Here is a 19,993-nt window from a genome sequence, read left to right as displayed (position 1 = left end):
GTGTCCCGAGTCACGATTTGTCCCGATCGCTCGGTCGGGCCATTACCAGGCTGAACAGTCGTGACGCAGCCGTTCGACGCTGAACAGGAGCTCCCATGTCCACACCCCAACCCCCATCGAAAACCCAGATGCGGCGATTGGCTTGGGCCAGCTTGATCGGTACAACGATCGAGTTCTACGACTTCCTCATCTACGGAACCGCAGCAGCACTGGTCTTCAACAAGACGTTTTTCCCAGCGCTCGGTACTGCCTCGGCAACTCTGTTGTCGTTCGCGACCCTGGGCGTGGCCTTCGTCGCGCGACCACTCGGGGCAATCCTGTTCGGCCACTACGGTGATCGAATCGGACGCAAGAAGACCCTGGTTTCAACCTTGCTGCTGATGGGCCTGTCCACGGTCGCGGTCGGCTTGCTGCCCACCACCGGTCAGATCGGGATCTTGGCGCCGATCCTGCTCGTAATACTGCGGGTATGCCAGGGACTGGCGGTCGGCGGGGAATGGGCAGGAGCCACGCTGCTCACCGCCGAGAACGCACCCGAGGGCAAACGCGGTGCCTACGCACTGTTCCCCCAACTCGGACCGTCGCTCGGATTCGTCTTGGCCAGCACCACATTCCTGTCCACTCGCCTGATGATGTCGAGCGAGTCTTTCGCCGCGTGGGGATGGCGGATCCCGTTCCTGCTGAGCATCGTGCTCATCGCGGTCGGCATGTACATGCGCATGAACATCAGCGAAACCGCCACATTCCGCCACAACATCGACAACCACAAGCCCAGCGGGAACCCGTTTCTCGAGGCCGTCACCCGTCAACCGCGCGAAATCCTCCTCGGCGCCGGCGCGGTGAGCATGTGCTTCGCGTTCTACTACATCGGCGTGACCTACCTGACCAGCTATGGCACCAAGAACCTCGGACTGTCGCAGACGTTCGTGCTCGCAGTCGGTATTGCGATCGGTGCAACGCTTGCCGTCGCCACCATTGTCGGCGCACGTCTCAGCGACCGGGTCGGCAGGCGCCGGATGATGGCGCTGGGCAACCTGTACTCGATCGTCTTCGCGCTGCTGATGTTCCCGATTCTGAGCATCGGTACAACCTGGGCGTACATCGTGGGCGCATGCCTTTCTCAGGTCGGCGTCGGGCTCGCCTACGGGCCGGTCGGCGCGATGTTGCCCGAACTGTTCGCGACCCGGTACCGATACACCGGCGCTGGACTGTCCTACAACCTCGCGGGCGTCCTCGGCGGCGCGGTTACCCCCCTGCTCGCTGTGCAGTTGCAGGATTCCTTCGGTGGCCTCGCCATCGGCGTGTATCTCGCAGGTGTCGCAGCCGTCAGCTTGCTCTGCACACTCGCAGGTGCTGAAACCAAACAACGCCGGTTCGACACCAGCACCGAGCAGGCCACCACGGCAGCGGCGGCACCCAGCACAACAGATTCCACGATCCCGACTCACTGAGCGGCGACTGAGGACAAACCCGCATCGCAGCACCACTGTCGACCGTTCACGGCAGGCAGTGGTGCTGCCCCTACTTCGAAATTGCGCGCGATCCGACAGAAACTGGGGGGTTGCTGACGTGTCTACACTGATTATCGCGCGCTGTACACATGCCCTTCAGTCGAGAGGAAAACCATGTATGCGGTGTCATTGGACGGTTTCGGCGGTCCCGAAGTAATGAAGTGGACGCGGGTGGCCGATCTGCCCGCACCCGGGCCAGGCGAGGTCGCCATCGATGTCGTCGCGGCCGGGGTGAATCGCGCGGATGTCATGCAACGCGAGGGACGCTATCCGCCGCCTCCGGGCGCCAGCGACATCATGGGCCTAGAGGTATCGGGATTTATAGCCGAAGTCGGTATCGGCGTTGAGAATTGGCAGCCTGGCGATGCGGTATGTGCACTGCTCCCCGGCGGCGGGTACGCCGAGCGGGTGAATACACCCGCCACTCGCGTTCTTCCCGTTCCCGACGGGGTGAGCGTCACATCTGCGGCAGCGCTGCCGGAGGTTGCGGCGACCGTCTGGTCGAACATCGTGATGACCGCGGGCCTAGACCGCGGACAGGTCCTGCTCGTCCACGGAGGCGGCAGCGGCATCGGCACACACGCAGTCCAGGTCGGCCGCGCGCTCGGCGCCCACGTGGCCGTCACCGCAGGGTCGGACTCGAAGCTGGAGCACTGCCGGGAACTGGGCGCACAGACCTTGATCAATTACCGCAACCAGGATTTCACCGAAGTAGTCAACAGCGAATTCTCGGGCGCCAATGTCATCCTCGACATCATGGGCGCAAGCTACCTGCAGCGCAACACAAATGCACTCGCCGAGGGCGGTCAGCTGACCATCATCGGACTGCAGGGTGGAGAAGTCGCAGAACTGGACCTCGGCGCGTTGCTGCGCAAGCGAGGTTCCATCCACGTGACGAACCTGCGCCGCCGACCGGAGCACGGCCCAGGGTCCAAGGCGGAAATCATCGATGCGGTACGCAGCCACGTGTGGCCGCTGATCTCCAACGGCACAATCCGTCCCGTCGTCTCCGCCGAGGTGCCCGTCACCGAAGTCGCCGAAGCGCAGGCGCTGCTGGACTCCACAGAGAGCGTGGGCAAGGTGCTGCTCACGATCCGGAACTGATCCTCCTACTTTCGGTCCACGTCCGCCCGATTTCACATCTCTTCCGGTTGCAAATATTTGACCTCCGGCAATTAGTTAGCGAATTTCAACTTCTACAACCACAGGGACACGTAGGGACCACATCAATTTTCGAAGTATCGGCTAGTGCTGTCCCGCAGCATAATTCGCCCATGTGTTGCCAGTGTTTACATTCCGGGACTAGCCTGGCTCCAGCACCGCACAAATTCGAGTGATGGGAGCTATGCCGTGGCAACGATCCAACAAGACACAGTGGAGGTAGACCTCGGCGGCCACACGGTCCACGTTCCGAAAGGCGGCTTGTACGACCGCTATCGGATGGACACCGATCTCGATGAAGTTGCCCGCGACCCACGGGTGAGCGGAGTCGACTTCTTCCGCAAGCTGCCCAAGACGAAGGTCGATTCCCCGATCGGACCGACCTACACCCCCAACTTCTACTACCGCATGTCCAATGCCCGCCTCACCATGCTCGCTCGATCGCGCGGAATCCGCTCGCGGCTACCCAAGGAGCTGGCGCCGCTGGAGGTAGCGCCTGGAATCGGGCTGATATCGGTGATCTTCTACCGATACGACGTCTGCGACATCGATTTCTACACCGAAGCCGCTGTCGGCGCCGCTGTCCGGCCTGCCCGCCACGGCCGCCTCGGCTTCGTCGACCTACTCGCGGCCCTCGATGACGACCACCTCGACTCCTATGTGCTGTCTCTGCCGGTCAACACCGACATCGCGCAGGTGCGCGGCCACGACGGCTACGGCTTCCCGAAATGGGTCACCGGGCTGGACGTCGAGATCGACGCCAACCGCACCACCGCCCGAGTGGAGAACGACACCGGCGGCACCGATATCGCTTTGTCGGTTCCCACCCCCCGTCAGAGCAGGCACCGCAGTGGGGAACGCGTCTCGAGTTTGACCTCCTACACCTGGACCAAGGGAGCATGGCATTCGACGCTGAACCAGACGAATGTCCTGTCCGCCGGCAGCGCGATGTTGCCCCGCAACCCCGGACTAGAGCTCGGCAGCGGCCGCTGTTCCGACGACCTTCGCTCTCTGCAACCGATCAAAACGCTGCGACTCGATGTCATGACCGAAGGCCAGATCGCACTGCACATGCCGGTCCCCACCTCTGTTCCGACCGCCGACTGACCGCCACTGCATCCAGGAAACCGTGAGTGGGGCGATCCGCCTGGAAATCCGCCGGTGTTCGACTCGACCCGATTGCCGACAGCAGAAGGGAACACAGCATGACCACGACCGAAAGTCGCGTCCCGGACACCGTCGGCAGCGCGCGCTTGAGGGCGCTGTCCTCCCGGGTTCAGGCCGCCGACCCCGAGTCCCGCATCGAAGTCATCAATTCGATGACAGGCCGCCCTCTCGGGGAAGTCCCCCGCTGTACGGGCGACGATGTGGCCGCCGCCGCCGCCCGCGCCCGAGCCGTGCAGCCTTCTTGGGCGGCACGGCCGGTGAAGGAACGCACAGCGATGCTGATGCGCTTCCACGACCTCGTACTCCAGCACCAGGACGAGGTTCTCGATCTGATCCAGGTCGAGAACGGCAAGGCTCGCAGGCATGCGTTCGAAGAGATCATCGACGTGTGTCAGGTCTCGCGCTACTACGCGCATACCGCGGCCCACTACCTGAGCCCGAAACGCCGGCAGGGTGCCCAGCTGATCCTCACCCGGACCTGGGAGCTGTACCACCCGAAGGGCCTCGTCGGAGTCATCTCGCCGTGGAACTATCCGCTGACGCTCGGAATCAGCGATGCGTTGCCCGCGATCGTCGCCGGCAACGCTGTTCTGACCAAACCCGATCAGCAGACGCCCTACGCCACGCTGTGGGCGGTTCGGTTACTCGAAGAAGCTGGTATGCCGCCTGGGTTGGTACAAGTCGTCACCGGGTCGGGCGCCGAGTTGGGGACACCGATCATCGAGAACTCGGATTTCCTGATGTTCACCGGGTCTACCGCCGTCGGCCGTACCGTCGCCTCCCAAGCCGGTCAGCAGCTCATCGACTGTTCGATGGAGCTGGGCGGCAAGAACGCACTGCTCGTCCTCGACGACGCCGACGTGGAGAAGGCCGTGGGCGGCGCTGTGCGCGCGTGCTTCTCGAACACCGGCCAGCTCTGTATCTCGATGGAGCGAATGTTCGTCCCGGCGAACCTGTGGGACGACTTCACGACTCGTTTCGCCGCCGCGACCAAGGCCATGAAACTCTCACCAGCCTTGGACTATTCGGCCGACATGGGCTCACTTATCTCACAGAAGCAGCTCGACACGGTCATCCGGCATGTCGACGACGCGGTCGCGAAGGGAGCAACCGTTCTCGCCGGTGGCAAGCCACGTCCGGATCTGGGGCCCTTCTTCTACGAACCCACCATCCTGTCCGGCGTCACCGAGGACATGGCCGTGTACTCCGACGAAACATTTGGGCCACTCGTCTCTGTCTACCGCGTCAACAGTGAAGAGGAAGCCATCGAACGTGCTAACAACAGCCCATACGGGCTGAATTTCAGCGTGTGGACCTCCGATCCCAAACGTGGGCATCGTGTCGCTGCGCGCCTTCAAGCCGGGACCATCAACGTCAACGACGCCTACGCCGCCGCATGGGCCTCGGTCGACGCGCCGATGGGCGGCATGAAGGCATCCGGGATCGGCCGTCGGCACGGCGAGCACGGCATCCTCAAGTACATGGAGGCACAGACGATCGCGATCGAACGTCTCCTGCCGGTCGGCTCACCCACTGGCTTCGACGCCGCCCGGTACGCGCGAATCGCCACCGCGGGGATGCGCGTTCTGCGACGTCTTCCCGGGGTGAAATAGGAGGTTCGCGCGTGCTCGGGAACACCCTGCCTCGTGTCTTGTTCGTCGTCACCGCAGCCGACACCTGGACATTGTCCGACGGCACACCACACCACACCGGATACTGGGCAGAGGAAGTCGCCGAGCCACATCGAATATTCTCTGCCGCGGGCTGGGACCTCACCATCGCCACCCCCGGTGGCAAAGCCCCTACGCTCGACCGACTCAGTCTCGGCCTCGCCGGCGGCACTCCATGGAAGCGCAGGCGAATCGAACGCTACCTCGACAGCATCTCCGAAGAGTTGTCCGCACCGATCGAACTGGCCGCGGTACACGAGGGCGACTACGACCTCGTGTTCTACCCGGGCGGACACGGGCCGATGCAGGACCTCGCCTTCGACAGCACCTCCGGTGCGCTACTGACGCAGAGACTGGCTTCGGGCAGACCGTTGGCGTTGCTGTGCCACGGTCCGGCCGCCATCCTCGCGACGGCAAACGACATCACCTCACCCTTCGCCGGATACCGCGTGACGGCTTTGTCGAACCGCGAAGAGTTGCTCAACCGATTCGCGCGCAAAGCCCCGTGGCTGCTCGAAGATGCCTTGAAGGGGATCGGAGTCGACTATGCCAAAGGGCGGATGCCGCTCTTCCCGTTCGTGGTGCTGGATCGGAACCTGTTCACCGGACAGAATCCGGAATCGGCTGCGCGACTGGCCAACCGGCTGGTCGCAGAGCTCGGCGAACCTGTCATCGATATCTCGGTCTCGCGGGTGATCGCGGCACCGCGCGACGAACTCCACACCTTCATCAGCACGATGACCGGAATGGGTGAGATCAGCCCGGAGAATTCCGTCACCCGGTGGCTGGTGCCCGGCCGTCGATTCGTCGGCAAGAACCGGATCGGCCCCTTCTACCGTTGGTCGATGACCGGCACGGTCACCGAGAACCACATCGGCGAGTCGTTCGGATTCCTCACCGACTCACCTTCGGAATCGCACTGGCGCTATACCTTCGACGATGCGCCTGGCGGAGGAACCCTGGTGACGGAAACACTGCGCAAATACACCCACCAGATCGGCCCGGTGGTCTTCATGCAGGACATTTCCGGAGCTCGCGACAGGCGCGCACATCTCGAGTCCGGCATGACCACCACGCTGTCCAACCTCGCCGACAGGTTCGAACGACGACGCTGACAACGCCCGCTGGACGGTCTGCCAGCCGATCGAGATCGGCACCGCCATATGCAAGGCCGCCTGCCCCTCGGTGATGGCACCGAGACGGATGTTCAGGTGGCGGTAGGGGCGAACCAACCGCTGGTGGCACGCAGAAGGTCGAGCTTTTCCGCATCGACCGTCGATGCCGGAGCCGAGTAGGTGACCACACGGAGATCCGCACCCGGAACAAGCAGAACGTCACAGTCGAGCGTGAGTTCACCCACCCCTGGGTGATTGATCGTCTTGCGATCGCTGACGTGCTGCGCCGCGGTTGTGGCCGCCCAGCACCGGGCGAATTCTGCCGAGCTCGCCAGCAACCCGCGCACCAGGTGGTGGAGCTTGGCGCCGGCAGGGTACCGCGCCACGGCGTCCTCGAGGTCGGCGGCAATCGCCACCGCGAGGGCGTGCTCGCCTCGCTCGGAGCGAGTGGGAATCATGGAATCGTGCGCGACTCCACTACCGAATACCGCGAGTGCCAGATTTCGCTCGGTGGCAGGCAACGTCGCGGGGTCACCGTAGAGTGCAGCCCACATGCCGTTCCACCACACGAGAGTCCAGTCGGCGGTGAAAACCCCGATCGGCACGTCACCGAGTCGCGCGGTGAGTCGCTGGATCCCGGCGGGAACATGCGCATCGATGGTCCCGTCCTGCGGCGGCAGTAACCCAGCACTGCGGTACAGCTGGTCGCGCTCCGTCCGGGACAGCTGAAGCGCCCGCGCGAGCGCGGCGACGACCTGCTGCGAGGGATTGGCCGCGCGCCCCTGCTCCAGCCTCAGCACATAGTCGACAGAGATCCCCGCCAACTGCGCGAGCTCCTCACGACGCAGACCTGGAACCCGGCGCACACTGACCACCGCGAAGCCCGCGTCGGCCGGGGAGAGCCGGTCGCGCCACGTGCGCAGGGCGACACCGAAAGTGGACATCATGCCTAACATCTTCGCCCCTTCGAGCTGCGCCAGCCTGGGTACTGCTGGTCCTACCGACGAATGTGGCACTGGTTGATCGCCGCGCCGACGGCGACGGTTGATGGCGATTCCCTTCGCCGAGATCCAAGGAATACTGATGCACACCATCGTGATGACGGGCTCCACTCGCGGAATCGGGCGGATCGCCGCAGCGCACATCATGCGACGATCGCCGGATCTACACCTGGTCATGGTCGCTCGGGGAGCCGTCGACCCACAACTGGAAGCCGAACTCGGCACGGATCGACGCCGCGTGTCTGTCGTCGCAGCCGACCTCGAATCGCTCGCGAGCGTGCACGCCGCCGCATCCGGAATACGGGACAGACTGGCCCGCGGCGACCTTCCCCCCTGTACGGGTTCGTGGGGAACGCAGGAATTCAACGTTCCGATGCGCTCACTGCCGGGCCCGACGGATTCGAGTCGACCTTCACCGTCAACGTCCTCGCCAACCATCTACTCGTCCGCATGCTCGAGGACGTATTCGCGCCGCAAGCGCGCATCGTGATCACCGTGAGCGACACCCACTTCGGCGACTTTCGGCACAACCTGGGCATGGTGCCGGGACCAGCGTGGCACCACCCGACGGATCTGGCACGCACCGGCGCATTCCCAGCGGCCGACACGGCCGCAGCCGGGCGCACCGCGTACTCGACCAGCAAGCTGGCCGCGATCTACCTCGTGCACGAGTACGCCCGACGACTGCGCACCGGAATCGACATCGTCTCGTACAACCCGGGATTCGTGCCCGGCACCGACCTCGCCCGCGACGCCGATGTGGTCTCCCGGCTCGCGGTACGACACGTCCTGCCGATCATGACGCTGACGCCGTTGGCAACCAGCCGCAAGACTGTGGGCCGACACCTTGCTGATGTCGTGCTCGGCACGACTCGAGCTCCGACCGGTGCTTATGTCGATCGCACGATCGTCAGGCCCTCATCGGCAGAGTCCTACGACCCTCAGCGGGAAGCCGAGATCTGGAGTACTGCCGAACGCATCATCGAGCCCTACATCAATCAGTGATGCCGCCGTCGATTGCATTCCGGGGCCCGCCATTCAGCGGGGTCGGTGGCCTTTGAGCAGCGGACGCAGATCATCGAGCTTGTCGTAGGTGTTCCAGATGTAGTTACTGGTGCCGTGCTCCCGCAACGGGTGCAGCTCCGCGAGTTCTGGATCGTCACGATAGCTGTCGAAGGCCGCCTTCGACTCCCACTCCACCAGAATCAGCACTTGCCGCGGCTCGACATCGCCGGTCTCCGCTTCACGGAAGGCTCCGAGTGCGACTACGCGGCCGCCATGGCGTTCCACTTCGGCGGCAGACCGTCGCGAATAGCTCAGGTAGTCAAATCCGCATCGATGGCAGCCACACCCCTGCGCATGGTTTGACCCGAAACTCGGGAAATGCCCTCTTGCATTTGTTCGAGACGAAGAAGTGTTCACTTCGTATACCCCCGGACTCCGAATGCGGTCGAAGGTACCGGCATTCGGCGCTGCCGCAACCGCAGCGAGCGCGGTCGGCTACAAGCGGGGTGATATCTCGATCCCGATAGATGCGTTCTGTCGGCGGGTCAGCCAGGTAGCGAACTCGCTCAGCGGGCCCAAGAGCCAGTACTTGCGGTTCATGATCTTGCGGACCCGTGCCGTTTCCGCAGCGTCGAGCACACGCGCGGCGCCCTCGACAATGACCGACCCGGAGATGACTTTTCCCCGCACGTTGCAGGGCTGCAACGTAACCGACGGATTTCGACTGATCCGCCCGATCTTGTATGCATCGACCGCCGACAAGAAGTAAAACTTGCCGTCGGTGGGAGCAATCCAGACCGGACTGGACACCGGGGTGCCATTCTTGCGATAGCTCGTGAAGGACACGTACGTTGACTTCCCGACCCCGCCCCAAGCCGACTCTTCCACTTTCACAGTGTTGCCTCCTAAATCGCACCGACCGTCGCGCCGTCAGCCATCCACAGCACCACCTCCGCTTCCGAAGGTGCAGTGCGTGCCTGGACTTTTCGTCTCCGAATCCCTACAGGTGCGCAACCTGCGCCTAAGTTAGCAGGGCACACATTACACTCAGGAGTGAGCGGCGTCCACATTGCCAGGTCGACTCGACAGCGCGGGCTCGCAACCCCGCCACTGACGAGTGGCGGCTTCGATGCCGAGAAGCCCAAGGTGCACCGTGCTGCAGAGGACTCCCGTTTCGTAGTCGCACGCGGTGCCACGTCGACCGACAGGCAGTCACAAGAGTGCGGAAACCTTCTTGGCCGTCTCTTTGGCCGATCCAGGATTCTGCCCGGTCACGAGGTTACCGTCGACCACCGCGTAGGAGACAAAAGGCAGTTTGGCCTTCTCATAGAGGGCGCCACGCTTCTTCATCTCTTCCTCGGCATTGTAGGGAATGAGTTTGTCGACCCGCGCCAAGACTTCTTCCCGCCAGGCAAAGCCGGTTAGTTTGCGACCGGCGACGAGGTAGGTACCGTCGGAGAGTCGGGTATTGAGCAGTCCGCAGTAGCCATGACACACCGAGGAGACGATGTCACCCCGTTCGTAGATCTCGCGGGTGATGCGCTGCATACCCTCGCTATCGGGAAAGTCGTACATCACCGCGTGCCCGCCGGTGAAATAGATGGCATCGTAGTCGGCTGAGTCGATCTCGTCGGGTGAAGCGGTGTTCTCCAACAGCGCCATCCGGGCAGGATCGGCACGCCAAGCCTTCGCGGTCTTGTCGTAATTCGGGAACTTGAGCGCTCTGGGTTCCAGAGGTACCGGTCCGCCGGCCGGGCTGACAAGGGTCTGCTCGAATCCGTGCTCTTCGAAGACATGCCATGCATGGGTGAGTTCGGACAACCACAGTCCGGTTGGGTGCGATGGGTCGTCGAAATCGCCGACATTGGTCACGACGTTCAAGATCCGCTTGCTCATTGTCGATCTTCTCTCATGGGTAGTCGGTGCCAGCCCGGTCCTGCTACTTCTCGAACTTGCCTTCCTCTCCAGTGGATCAAGGCGTCGTCGGTCCGATGCCGCCGGCGGGTCCGGTGCTCATGAACTCACGCTAGGCCGATAACAAGCCTTGCGGCTATGGGCGCACGCGACACGCTGTGAGGCAATCGCGACATCACACGCCGAACGGGTGAACGTACCCGCCACTCGCGTCCTCCCCCAGTCCCCGATGGCGTCAGCGTCACATCCGCGGCAGCGCTTCCGGAAGTACCGGTGACCGTCTGGTCCAACATTGTGCGCGCTCCGCTATCCGCCTCTGCTCCAGACGAATCGGTCTTAACAGTCAGTTACATAGTTTTGCGCGCTCGGAGCATGTGGGCTCATTCTGAGGACCGGAATGCCCGGCTCCCACCGACCCGGATTTGCCGTCACGGAGAGCCCGACCGCCCACCCGTGTACGAACCCCGCGAGAGAAGTCGACGAGGCGCCAGCACCGATGACCACTGTTCCAACAATCTCCGCAGCACACCGACCAGCCTCTCCGCGCCGCATAGCCCGTAGGAACCAGCTGCTCGACACGGCCCAACTGGCCTTCGCGACCTACGGGTACCACGGGGTGAGCATGCAGATGCTCAGCCGCCGCGCAGGAATCAGCAAACCCGTCTTATACCAGCACTTTTCAGGAAAATTGGATCTCTATCTCACCGTCGTCGAGCGCTATCTCGACAGACTCGACGACGCAATCCGGGAGGTCTTCGTGGATGCCGTCACAGAACGTGACAGGATCCGCGGCACTGTGGCCGTGCTGTTCGAGATGGTCGACCGATACGGCGAACTAGCGACTCACGACGCCGCGTTCAACTCCGCGGTACCCAGCGAGCCCGCCGTCGGCTGGCGGATCAGAGTCCGCTTGGCACAGATCACCGGTGAAATCGCCGACCAGATCTGTCGCGGACAGATCGACCACCACAGGTCCCGGATGTTCGCCTTCGGCCTTGTGGGCGCCGGTCTCGCGGCCGCCCGGTTGTGGTGGAACTCCGATCAACCCATTCCCAGACACGAAGCGGTGCAGGCCGTCGCCGATCTCTTCTGGACGGGCCCGATCAGCTCAGGCACCGTGACAACCTAGCTCGCCATCGATGTGAGTCCGTTCACGATCACACCCAGAACGGTTACAAACCCGCCCGCCTACGGTATTTTTACATCAGACGGTAATTATTCTCCGCTATGTAAACTTCGAGGAGCTGGGCCCATGTCGACCACCCTTCCGGATCCGAACGTCTCGTCGATCCCCCGCGTGAACAGCGCTGGCCCTGCCGGCCGCCTCACCAGTGGAGGCCGCTCGCCCGCGTACGCACAGTTCACCGAAACGCCATTCCGCGCGGCGACCAACACCTCGACGGGTACCAGTCCCGACCTCGTCGGCGAGTCCAGCAGTTCGTCGGTCAGGGAGTGGACACTGCGTGGAGTCGGCGCCATCCAGGCCGCGCTCGGTGCAGCACTGGCGATTTCCGCCATCGCGGGATCCTCGGTCGGTCCGGCACGGGTTGCGATGGCGATTCTCGGACTCGCCTTCCTCGTACTCGGCGCGGCGACGGCTGCCAGACCCCGGATGATTATCGACCGGGCCTCGATCACCACCGTCGCGGTCTTGTTCGACGCCGCCCTGACGGTAGCCGGAATGTCGGTGATGCTGGTCGGGTGGGCCGACCTAACCATAAGTGGGGCTTCCGCGATCCTTCTAGCCATCGTCGCTGCTGCCGTGACTGCGATTGCCACAGCATTCGTCGGCGCACGAGACTGATGCCGACACTGCGTCGGCGACACCCCGAACCGAGAGGCACACATCGATGACCGGACGTATTGTCCTGCTCGGCGCCACCGGCTACACCGGCGGCTTGGTCCTGAATGCCCTGCTGGCCAGGGGGCTCAGTCCGGTACTGGCCGGACGAAATCGCGACGTACTGGCTGCCATCGCCGCACGCCACGGCGGATTGGATTACGCCCTCGCGGACGTCAGCGATGCCGACAGTCTGTCGGCGTTGCTGACCTCCGGGGACACGCTGATCACCACAGTCGGTCCGTTCGACCGATTAGGGCACGCTGTCGCCCGGGCAGCTGCGGCGTCCGGCGCACACTATATCGACACGACCGGCGAGGTCTCGTTCGTCCACGATCTACACGAACAACTGCACGACCTCGCCCGCGAAACCGGTTCGACGCTGCTTCCCGCATTCGGCTACGACTACGTCCCGGGAATCCTGGCAGCCATGTTGGCTGCGCAGTACGCAGGCCCGACGGTGCGTTCTGTCGACATCGGATACTTCGCCACGGGGCCGTTGTGGCGCGGACTCAGCCATGGAACACGCGAGACGATGCGCGACGGTATGACCTTGCCCGCGCTGCAGTGGCGCAACAGTCGGCTCGTGCCGACGCGCACAGCGTCCGCAGTCCGCCGTTTCGCCGTTCAGGGTCGCCGTCGCAGCGCGTTCCTCGTCTCAGGGACCGAGGTGCTCTTCCTCCCACACGAATTCCCCGGACTCGATTCGGTGCGGGTGTTCAACGGTTGGTTCCCATCGCTGAGTCGATCGATCTCGATGGTTTCCGCGGTGTCGAACCTGATGGCGAAGACCGCTCCCGGCCGCGCACTCAACGATGTCCTCACCCGCCCGATGGTCGGGCCCGCGGGCGGGCCCGATGCCACCGAGCGCGCGCGTACTCGAACATACGTGGTGGCGCAGGCCCGCTCCGAAACCGCGGCACCTGAGGTTCATGTCGAGGGGCCGAATTGTTACAGCCTCACCGGCGAGCTCGTTGCCTGGGCCGCACAGCAATTCGCCACCACAGCTCCTGGAACCGCCGGCGTTGTGAGCCCCGTCGAAGCGTTCGGTTTCGACGCCTTCCGCGATGGCTGCGCCGAGGTCGGCCTCCAGGAGGTGTGACGCGCTGCGCCCGCATCGGCACGAAATAGATTGCAGGCCTTTGCCGTTCAGCAGTCCGTCGCGGCCGTGTCGCTGCGCGCGGCGACAGTTCTCATGATCAGATCGGCTACTACATCCGGGTCTTCCCATGGCGGGGTGTGCCCGACGCCGGGAAGTTCGGTCACCTGCGCGCGGCGCAGACCGCTGAACTGCTGCGTGGGTCGGGCCACCCGGGCATCCAATTCACCGAAGACGAGTTCGATCGGTACCGAGAGGTTTCGGAGCCGAGCCGCGAGGTCGCGGGATTCGAGGTAGGTGTCGATGGCCCGTGAGCTTCGGACGAAATTCCGCCGGCCGCGCCCCCTCGCGTCGGCCACGAACTGCTCCGGCACGGTGACATGGGGTGCGAACGCACTCTGTTGCGCGGCGCGCTGGCGGTCACCTGAGGCCATGGCCCACAGCACATCGCCGAGACCGGGCACGGCCAGTGCCCGCTCGACGGGTGAGCGGGCACTCAGCCGGCTTGCACGCGACCAGGGCGGGCACAACAGCGCCAGCGCGGCGACGAGTTCTGGTCGCCGTTCAGCGAGCGCGGTGGCCACCAGCGCGCCCCGGGAATGACCTACCACCACAGCCCTCGAGGTGAGCAGAGCTGCCACGTCGTCGGCGTCGCTACCGATCGAATGTTCCGATTCCAGCTGCACAGCGACGACGCTCGTCGATTCCTCGATGCGCGGAATGATCTTGTCCCAGACTCGGAACGAACTCGCGAGACCGTGAATGAGGACCACCGTGGGCTCACCAGGGCGACCGGCGATCAGGGCGCCGGCGCTCACAGGAGTGCCCCTACCGGGGTACGGGCGTGTAGCAGGTGCCGTGTCGGGTCGAAACGCAGTGTGCGGCGACGGAAGTCAAAAGTCGAACCGGGCCAGATGTTGGTATTGCGTCCGTCTTCGTTGAGATACCAACTGGTGCAGCCCCCACTGGTCCAGACCGTGCCCGCGCCGAGTCGCTCGACATCGGCGGTGAACTCGTCTTGGGCTGTCTCGGTTGGTTCGACGGCGGCCAAGTCGTGATCTGCGAGATAGCTGATGGCCCCGGCGATGTAGTTGGCCTGGGATTCGAACATGTGGATGACCGACGTGTGCCCCAATCCGATGTTGGGGCCGTGGATCAGATAGATGTTCGGGAATCCGGTGACAGTGGTACCGAGGTATGCGGTTGGACTCGTGCCCCACGCCTGCGCCATTGTGCGCCCGGCGGCGTCGAATATGCGGTCGGTGAGCGGAAGCCGCGACGTTCGGAAACCTGTCCCGAAGATGATCGCATCGACGGCGTGCTCGCGGCCGGTGTTGTCGATCACGCCGGTGGCGGTGATCTCGCGGATCCCGTCGGTGTTCAGGTCCACATTCGACTGATCCAGCGAGCGAAGATACTCATCGGAGACCATCACACGCTTGCAACCGAATCGGAACTCGGGCAACAGCTTGTCGCGCAGTTCCGGATCCTTCACCTGAGCGGCGAGGTGGCGGCGGGCTCCGCGTTCGGGCAATGCCATGAGCGCGGGGTTGCGGAACGCGACAACGTGCCACTCCCTCTGCAGGTAGATGCGCAGTCGTTCGAGGTTCTGCACGATCGGGAACCGGCGATACAACGCGCGGCTGATCGTCCCGATCTCCTGGTCGTGCCGGGGTGCTACCCACGCCGGCGTGCGCTGAAATACTGTCATGTGTGCGACGTCGGGCTGGATCGCGGGCACGAATTGCACTGCCGACGGCCCTGTTCCGACGACTGCGACACGTTTGCCGCGAACGTCGAAGTCGTGCTTCCAGCGTGCGGAGTGGAAACTGGCGCCGCCGAAGGTCTCCGATCCCGCAAGCTCCGGAACGACAGGGTCTGCCAGCACCCCGGTCGCCACCACTACATGGCGGGCGGTACGCGGACCCTGGGATGTCTCCATCCACCACAGTTTCTCGGCCTCGTCCCACTCGAGCCGCCGAACTTCGCAGTTCAGGAGCAGGTGATCGCGCAGACCTTCGGTGTCGGTGACGGTTTTGAGGTAGGCGAACAGTTCCGGCTGTTTGGCGAAGGTGTTGCGCCAGCGTGGGTTCGGTGCGAACGAGAACGAGTACAGGTTGCTCTGAACATCGACAGCGGCGCCCGGATAGTCGTTGTCCCTCCATACGCCTCCGACTTCGTCGGCGCGCTCGAGCAGCGCGATGTCGGTTATCCCACCGCGGCGCAACCGCACTGCGGTAGCGATGCCGCCGAATCCTGTGCCGACGATCGCGACGTGGGTATGCGGGATGGTTGTACCCTCGGAATTCCGGGGTTCACGGGTTTGGGTGATCGTCCTACTCATTTCTCTGCGATGCAACGGCAGACGAGGAACGCCGTTCCGGTGCGCTGCGTGATGTGCTGGGGGATGCTCAGACTCCGGGCATCGAAGCCGGCGACTGATCTTGTCGGGTGGACGCGAGCCAGCGGGAGTAGCGCCGTAACGCTTTGGCCTGCGCGCGTTGGTCGGCGAGAATGGCCATGGTCGGGCTGACACTGAGAGCAGGTTTGGCGCCGGTGGCCATGCGGCGCATCTGGTAGCGGACCATCGCCATTTCGGTGGCTGAGGCCAATGCCTTGTCCGTCCAGGTCACCGGTTTCAGGCTTCGGGGGGCTTCCGCGCCGTTCCACCACCGACGAGGCAGGTCAGGAGTGACCGCCAGTGCCGTCGCCATACCGATCAGCGCGACGTTGCTGCCCAGCACGCGCTCGGCAGTTTCCCTGCGCGAGATGCCGCCGGTCAACATCAGCGGCAGCACACTGTTTTTGGCCAACCCCGTGGCGAGGTCGAGGAAGTAGGCCTCCCGTGCGGCGGTGCGGCCATCGGCTGGACGCCCCGACATCGCCGGGCTCTCGTAGCTGCCACCGGACACTTCGACCAGGTCGACGCCTACTGTCGCGAGCAAGCCGATGACCGTCTGCGCGTCGTCGGCATCGAAGCCGCCCCGCTGGAAGTCGGCGGAGTTCAGTTTCACCGCGACCGCGAACGTCGGTGAGACCACCGAGCGGATGCCCCGAACGATCTCGAGCAGCAATCGCGCCCGGTTCTCCAGTGAACCGCCCCACTCGTCGGTGCGGTTGTTCACCAGGGGCGACAAGAACTGCGACAGCAGGTAGCCGTGCGCGGCATGAACCTCGACCCCGTCGAAACCCGCGAGTTCCGCGCCCCGGGCAGTGGTGACGAAACGGTCGATAGTGGCCCAGATCTGCCATGCGGTCATTGCGACCGGCCGGCCGAACCGCTTGGAGTGACGTCCGAGATCCATCGGAATGTCGGAGGCTCCCCACACCACTCCCGGCATATTCGCGCGGACCTGGCGGCCGGGGTGACTGATCTGCATCCACATCGCGGCCCCCGCTTCCTTGCCGGCCTGTGCCCATGCCGCGAAAGGTTCCAGCGGCGCCGCTGCGTCGAGGACGATCCCGCCTGGGCCGGTCAGCGCCTCGGCGTGCACCATCACATTTCCCGTGATCAGCAAGCCGGCGCCGCCGACTCCCCAATGGCGGTAGAGCGAAACCAGTCGTTCATCGGGCAGTTGGCCGAGGCCGGCCATGCCCTCTTCCATGGCCGCTTTCGCGATGCGATTGTGGAGGACCTGACCTGATCGCAAGCGCAGCGGCGAGAATAATTCGCCCGAATGTAGACCGCCCGACATCGGACTCCTTTCAACCCGTGACACTGCTAACATTGTGTGGGAGGGCTAACACTAAACCGCTATGTAAGCGATGTCAACAATTGTTAGATTGATCTTATGGCAACGTCGAACACGTACCACCACGGTGACCTACCCACCGCTCTGGTCCGCGCAGCGATCGAACTCCTCGAGGAGAACGGCGCCGCCGAGCTGTCGCTGCGTGCCGCCGCTCGACGCGCCGGTGTGTCCACGGCCGCGCCCTACCGGCATTTCACAGACCGCGACGCATTGCTCTCAGCGGTGGCGGCGGTCGGCTACCGTGACCTCGCCGCGGATTTGGTCGCAGCGAGTGCGGCGCCGACCACCGCGGAAGACTTCACGGCCATCGCCATCGCTTATATTCAGTTCGCGTTGAACCGACCCGGCCTCTTCCGCGCGATGTTCGCCGAACCCTGCGGCCCCAGCAGCCCCGAACGACTGGCAGCCACCACCGCCATTCACGAGTACGTTCGATCAATCGTGCAGCGAGCCTTTCCCGAAGCCGACGAGGAAGGCCTGTCCACCGCGCTGTGGTCGATGGTGCACGGCCTCGCATTCCTGTATCTGCACGGGAAGTTCGACGCGAACATCCCCGGCGATCTTCCCGACCGAGTTCGGGCAACGGTCCACGCAGTGCTCGCGGTGTCCGGCCGGGCGTACAACGCTGATCAGAATGGGTAACTCACACCTGTGAGCCGTTCCGACGTTCGCCACAGACGGTGCTGGACCTGCGTGTCCTGAGACCGCCGGTTGGAGGACACGATGCGCGGATATCCGCGGACCTGCCCCACTCCCCCTGGCCCGTAGAACTGTCCGCCGAGGACAGCCGGGTCGGTCGCGGCACGCAACGTGGGCAGCGCCCCCATGGCGGCACTTTGGGCGACAACAGGAGCCACGAACGGCGCGAGGCGCCGCACCATGGCCGGCGAATTCCGAATCAGAGCAGTATCGGATGCGCCCGGGTGCGCGGCAACGGCGAGCATGGTCGAACCATGCGAGGACAGTCGCCGCTGCAGTTCATAGGTGAACATCAGATTGGCGAGTTTGGACTGACCGTACGCACGAATCCGATCGTAGGACTGCTCCCAATGCAAATCGTGGAAGCGAATCTCGGATCCGAACCGGTGGGCGTTGCTGCTGACCGTCACCACCCGGGGATTCGGGGCCCGGAGCAGCAGCTCCAGCACTAGCCCGGTCAGCGCGAAGTGACCCAGATGGTTTGTACCGAACTGCATTTCGAATCCATCACGCGTCGTGCTCCGCGGCGGGTACATCAGGCCCGCATTGTTGACCAGCAGGTCGATGCGGTCGTATTTCGCGTGCAGTTCGGCCGCCGCTTCGTGGACCGAATACAGCGAAGCCAGATCCAGCCACACCACGCCTACCTCGGCGGCGGGTGCAATAGCCGCGATGCGCTCGGCGGCGTGCTCGCCCTTGCCGACATCGCGCACAGCCAGGACCACCGAGGCTCCCCGCACCGCCAGAGCTCGCGCGGTTTCGAACCCCAAGCCGCTGTTCGCGCCAGTGATGACAACTCGTCGGCCGCACTGAGACGGAATATCGCTCTCAGTCCACGTGCGCGCCATTTTTCCTCCATCCGTGACGCCTGGGAACGACTCCGGCCGAACCGATTTCGGTCTGCCACGAGCATCGGTCACAGCCGACCGTTTCGGCTGGAACGGCACCACTCTAACGTCACCTGGCAGGAATAATTTGACATTCTGCGCCAACTAATTGACTTTTTACGCCATCGCTGCCGATGATGGCGGTATGGCATGGGTGAGGTCGGCCGGCCTCCGTGGAGTACGCACCGTCTTGGAACGACTGGGCGCCGACGCAGACCACTACGCGCATCGGTTCGCCGTTCCCGACGGTGGGCTCGACGACGACGAACTGCTGGTTCGCGATTCGACGATCGCGGCCCTGCTCGAGACCGCCGCCGGGGAGCTCGGATGCCCCGATTTCGGGCTCCAGGTGGCCGCCGAGCAAGATCTCGACTTGCTCGGCCCACTGACCGTGGCCTTGCAGAATGCTCCGACCGTCGCAGAGGCGATCGGATACATATCGAAATACCTGTTTCTGCACGCGCCGAACCTCGGCGTACACCTGGTACCGGATCCGCGCGGGGCACGAGGCGTCATCGGCGTCCGCTACGGGTATCCCGATGGCGTCCTCGCGCCACCGCAGAGCATCGACATGGGGCTACTGTTCGTTCATCGCTTTCTCAACTCGACCTTCGGCGGAAACTATGGCTTGCGCACCGTCGAGCTGCCGCACCAACCCGCCGCAGCGGTAGAACGCTACGAAGCCGCTTTCGGCACCCGGGTCGACTTCGGTCGACCTGCGGCGCTGCTCCGTGTGCCACACAGCTTCACCGAGCTCCCCATCGAGGGGAACGACAGGTTCACCCGGCAAGTCGCTCTCGCCTATCTGGACGCCCAGGCCTCATCCGCCGACAGCCGAATCACCGGCCGCGCCAAAGCTGTTCTCCGCCAAGGACTCGGCACGAGGCCGACCAGCGTCGACGCCGTCGCCGCGATGCTGGCCATGTCGTCGCGAACGCTGCAGCGCCACCTCCGGGACGAAGGAACCTCGTTCACCACCATCCTCGACGATGCGCGCCGCGAACGTGCCGAAGCACTACTGAGACGATCGGATCTGCCTCTCGGACAGATCGCTACCGCCGTCGGCCTGACGAACCCCGCGACGCTGAGTCGCCATGCCCGGCGATGGTGGGGCACGACCGCGCGGGCCGTCCGAAACGCACCCCGCCAGGCCGGGCCGCAGCTTGGATAGT

18 protein-coding genes and 2 pseudogenes are annotated in these 19,993 nt (G+C 64.1%); 12 read left to right on the top strand and 8 right to left on the bottom strand.

Features of this window, described 5'->3' with window-relative positions; all coding sequences use genetic code 11:
* Nucleotides 1-95: 95 nt before the first annotated feature.
* The 5 genes and pseudogenes from ACFTS5_RS12800 to ACFTS5_RS12780 all read left to right on the top strand — a co-directional run.
* On the top strand, nucleotides 96-1,451 hold the full coding sequence (locus tag ACFTS5_RS12800; protein WP_378630449.1) for an MFS transporter: 1,356 nt from the start codon (nucleotides 96-98) through the stop codon (nucleotides 1,449-1,451).
* A 174-nt stretch (nucleotides 1,452-1,625) separates the two neighbouring features.
* Nucleotides 1,626-2,615, top strand: a complete 990-nt coding sequence (locus tag ACFTS5_RS12795) for an NAD(P)H-quinone oxidoreductase (protein ID WP_378630448.1) — start codon at nucleotides 1,626-1,628, stop codon at nucleotides 2,613-2,615.
* Nucleotides 2,616-2,861: 246 nt separating this feature from the next.
* Nucleotides 2,862-3,779, top strand: coding sequence for an acetoacetate decarboxylase family protein (locus ACFTS5_RS12790; RefSeq protein WP_378630447.1), 918 nt, complete (start codon nucleotides 2,862-2,864; stop codon nucleotides 3,777-3,779).
* Between the two features lie 98 nt (nucleotides 3,780-3,877).
* Entirely contained in the window at nucleotides 3,878-5,452 is a 1,575-nt protein-coding gene (locus ACFTS5_RS12785) for a succinic semialdehyde dehydrogenase (protein ID WP_378630445.1), read from the top strand.
* 26 nt (nucleotides 5,453-5,478) lie between these two features.
* Nucleotides 5,479-6,168: pseudogene (locus tag ACFTS5_RS12780) on the top strand (type 1 glutamine amidotransferase domain-containing protein); the annotation flags it as partial.
* A gap of 548 nt (nucleotides 6,169-6,716) precedes the next feature.
* On the opposite strand, the gene ACFTS5_RS12775 reads toward ACFTS5_RS12780, so the two are convergent.
* Entirely contained in the window at nucleotides 6,717-7,571 is an 855-nt protein-coding gene (locus ACFTS5_RS12775; RefSeq protein WP_378630444.1) for a helix-turn-helix transcriptional regulator, read from the bottom strand.
* Between the two features lie 399 nt (nucleotides 7,572-7,970).
* On the opposite strand from ACFTS5_RS12775, the gene ACFTS5_RS12770 reads away from it, so the two are divergent.
* A complete protein-coding gene (locus ACFTS5_RS12770) occupies nucleotides 7,971-8,630 on the top strand; it encodes a short-chain dehydrogenase (RefSeq protein ID WP_378630442.1) in 660 nt (219 codons plus the stop codon).
* 33 nt (nucleotides 8,631-8,663) lie between these two features.
* On the opposite strand, the gene ACFTS5_RS12765 is transcribed toward ACFTS5_RS12770, so the two are convergent.
* The 3 genes from ACFTS5_RS12765 to ACFTS5_RS12755 all read right to left on the bottom strand — a co-directional run bounded on the left by ACFTS5_RS12765 (nucleotide 8,664) and on the right by ACFTS5_RS12755 (nucleotide 10,526).
* Nucleotides 8,664-8,945: a DUF1330 domain-containing protein gene (locus tag ACFTS5_RS12765; RefSeq protein ID WP_378631437.1), complete on the bottom strand. Its 282-nt coding sequence runs from the start codon at nucleotides 8,943-8,945 to the stop codon at nucleotides 8,664-8,666.
* 180 nt (nucleotides 8,946-9,125) lie between these two features.
* Nucleotides 9,126-9,518, bottom strand: a complete 393-nt coding sequence (locus ACFTS5_RS12760) for a PPOX class F420-dependent oxidoreductase (protein WP_378631435.1) — start codon at nucleotides 9,516-9,518, stop codon at nucleotides 9,126-9,128.
* A gap of 324 nt (nucleotides 9,519-9,842) precedes the next feature.
* Nucleotides 9,843-10,526: a type 1 glutamine amidotransferase domain-containing protein gene (locus ACFTS5_RS12755; protein WP_378630441.1), complete on the bottom strand. Its 684-nt coding sequence runs from the start codon at nucleotides 10,524-10,526 to the stop codon at nucleotides 9,843-9,845.
* A gap of 196 nt (nucleotides 10,527-10,722) precedes the next feature.
* On the opposite strand from ACFTS5_RS12755, the pseudogene ACFTS5_RS12750 reads away from it, so the two are divergent.
* The 4 genes and pseudogenes from ACFTS5_RS12750 to ACFTS5_RS12735 form a co-directional block, all read left to right on the top strand.
* Nucleotides 10,723-10,841 (top strand): annotated as a pseudogene (locus ACFTS5_RS12750) (NAD(P)H-quinone oxidoreductase); the annotation flags it as partial.
* A 100-nt stretch (nucleotides 10,842-10,941) separates the two neighbouring features.
* Nucleotides 10,942-11,673 (top strand): TetR/AcrR family transcriptional regulator, encoded by a 732-nt coding sequence (locus tag ACFTS5_RS12745; protein ID WP_378630438.1) that lies wholly within the window; start codon nucleotides 10,942-10,944, stop codon nucleotides 11,671-11,673.
* 123 nt (nucleotides 11,674-11,796) lie between these two features.
* Complete coding sequence (locus ACFTS5_RS12740) at nucleotides 11,797-12,348, top strand: hypothetical protein (protein ID WP_378630436.1); 552 nt, start codon at nucleotides 11,797-11,799, stop codon at nucleotides 12,346-12,348.
* 46 nt (nucleotides 12,349-12,394) lie between these two features.
* A complete protein-coding gene (locus tag ACFTS5_RS12735; RefSeq protein WP_378630433.1) occupies nucleotides 12,395-13,486 on the top strand; it encodes a saccharopine dehydrogenase family protein in 1,092 nt (363 codons plus the stop codon).
* A 47-nt stretch (nucleotides 13,487-13,533) separates the two neighbouring features.
* Here the strand turns inward: ACFTS5_RS12735 and ACFTS5_RS12730 are convergent, their stop codons facing one another.
* The 3 genes from ACFTS5_RS12730 to ACFTS5_RS12720 form a co-directional block, all read right to left on the bottom strand.
* Complete coding sequence (locus ACFTS5_RS12730) at nucleotides 13,534-14,301, bottom strand: alpha/beta fold hydrolase (protein ID WP_378630431.1); 768 nt, start codon at nucleotides 14,299-14,301, stop codon at nucleotides 13,534-13,536.
* Nucleotides 14,298-15,827, bottom strand: a complete 1,530-nt coding sequence (locus ACFTS5_RS12725; protein WP_378630428.1) for a flavin-containing monooxygenase — start codon at nucleotides 15,825-15,827, stop codon at nucleotides 14,298-14,300. Before ACFTS5_RS12725 ends, ACFTS5_RS12730 begins: the two co-directional genes overlap by 4 nt.
* Before the next feature lie 67 nt (nucleotides 15,828-15,894).
* A complete protein-coding gene (locus ACFTS5_RS12720; protein WP_378630426.1) occupies nucleotides 15,895-17,178 on the bottom strand; it encodes an NADH:flavin oxidoreductase/NADH oxidase family protein in 1,284 nt (427 codons plus the stop codon).
* A 96-nt stretch (nucleotides 17,179-17,274) separates the two neighbouring features.
* On the opposite strand from ACFTS5_RS12720, the gene ACFTS5_RS12715 reads away from it, so the two are divergent.
* Entirely contained in the window at nucleotides 17,275-17,877 is a 603-nt protein-coding gene (locus ACFTS5_RS12715; RefSeq protein ID WP_378630425.1) for a TetR/AcrR family transcriptional regulator, read from the top strand.
* Here the strand turns inward: ACFTS5_RS12715 and ACFTS5_RS12710 are convergent.
* A complete protein-coding gene (locus ACFTS5_RS12710; RefSeq protein ID WP_378630422.1) occupies nucleotides 17,865-18,782 on the bottom strand; it encodes an SDR family NAD(P)-dependent oxidoreductase in 918 nt (305 codons plus the stop codon). The two genes, ACFTS5_RS12715 and ACFTS5_RS12710, sit on opposite strands and share 13 nt — an antisense overlap.
* Nucleotides 18,783-18,966: 184 nt before the next feature.
* Between ACFTS5_RS12710 and ACFTS5_RS12705 the strand changes: the two genes are divergently transcribed.
* The gene (locus tag ACFTS5_RS12705; RefSeq protein ID WP_378630421.1) at nucleotides 18,967-19,992 is read left to right on the top strand and encodes an AraC family transcriptional regulator ligand-binding domain-containing protein; all 1,026 of its coding nucleotides are present in this window, start codon (nucleotides 18,967-18,969) and stop codon (nucleotides 19,990-19,992) included.
* Nucleotide 19,993 lies beyond the last annotated feature (1 nt).

Source organism: Nocardia sp. NPDC056952, assembly GCF_042674185.1.
In the GTDB taxonomy this organism is placed as follows: Bacteria; Actinomycetota; Actinomycetes; order Mycobacteriales; family Mycobacteriaceae; genus Nocardia.
The sequence above is the reverse complement of the archived record's forward strand: the minus strand, read 5'-3'. Positions and strand labels throughout refer to the sequence as shown.

Bases quoted from the DNA above. Each gene is read 5' to 3' on its own strand.
- ACFTS5_RS12755 (WP_378630441.1), bottom strand. From the start codon at position 10,526: ATGAGCAAGCGGATCTTGAACGTCGTGACCAATGTCGGCGATTTCGAC.
- ACFTS5_RS12745 (WP_378630438.1), top strand. From the start codon at position 10,942: ATGCCCGGCTCCCACCGACCCGGATTTGCCGTCACGGAGAGCCCGACC.
- ACFTS5_RS12725 (WP_378630428.1), bottom strand. From the start codon at position 15,827: ATGAGTAGGACGATCACCCAAACCCGTGAACCCCGGAATTCCGAGGGT.
- ACFTS5_RS12715 (WP_378630425.1), top strand. From the start codon at position 17,275: ATGGCAACGTCGAACACGTACCACCACGGTGACCTACCCACCGCTCTG.
- ACFTS5_RS12800 (WP_378630449.1), top strand. From the start codon at position 96: ATGTCCACACCCCAACCCCCATCGAAAACCCAGATGCGGCGATTGGCT.
- ACFTS5_RS12705 (WP_378630421.1), top strand. From the start codon at position 18,967: ATGGCATGGGTGAGGTCGGCCGGCCTCCGTGGAGTACGCACCGTCTTG.
- ACFTS5_RS12720 (WP_378630426.1), bottom strand. From the start codon at position 17,178: ATGTCGGGCGGTCTACATTCGGGCGAATTATTCTCGCCGCTGCGCTTG.
- ACFTS5_RS12795 (WP_378630448.1), top strand. From the start codon at position 1,626: ATGTATGCGGTGTCATTGGACGGTTTCGGCGGTCCCGAAGTAATGAAG.
- ACFTS5_RS12775 (WP_378630444.1), bottom strand. From the start codon at position 7,571: ATGATGTCCACTTTCGGTGTCGCCCTGCGCACGTGGCGCGACCGGCTC.
- ACFTS5_RS12740 (WP_378630436.1), top strand. From the start codon at position 11,797: ATGTCGACCACCCTTCCGGATCCGAACGTCTCGTCGATCCCCCGCGTG.
- ACFTS5_RS12785 (WP_378630445.1), top strand. From the start codon at position 3,878: ATGACCACGACCGAAAGTCGCGTCCCGGACACCGTCGGCAGCGCGCGC.
- ACFTS5_RS12735 (WP_378630433.1), top strand. From the start codon at position 12,395: ATGACCGGACGTATTGTCCTGCTCGGCGCCACCGGCTACACCGGCGGC.
- ACFTS5_RS12710 (WP_378630422.1), bottom strand. From the start codon at position 18,782: ATGGCGCGCACGTGGACTGAGAGCGATATTCCGTCTCAGTGCGGCCGA.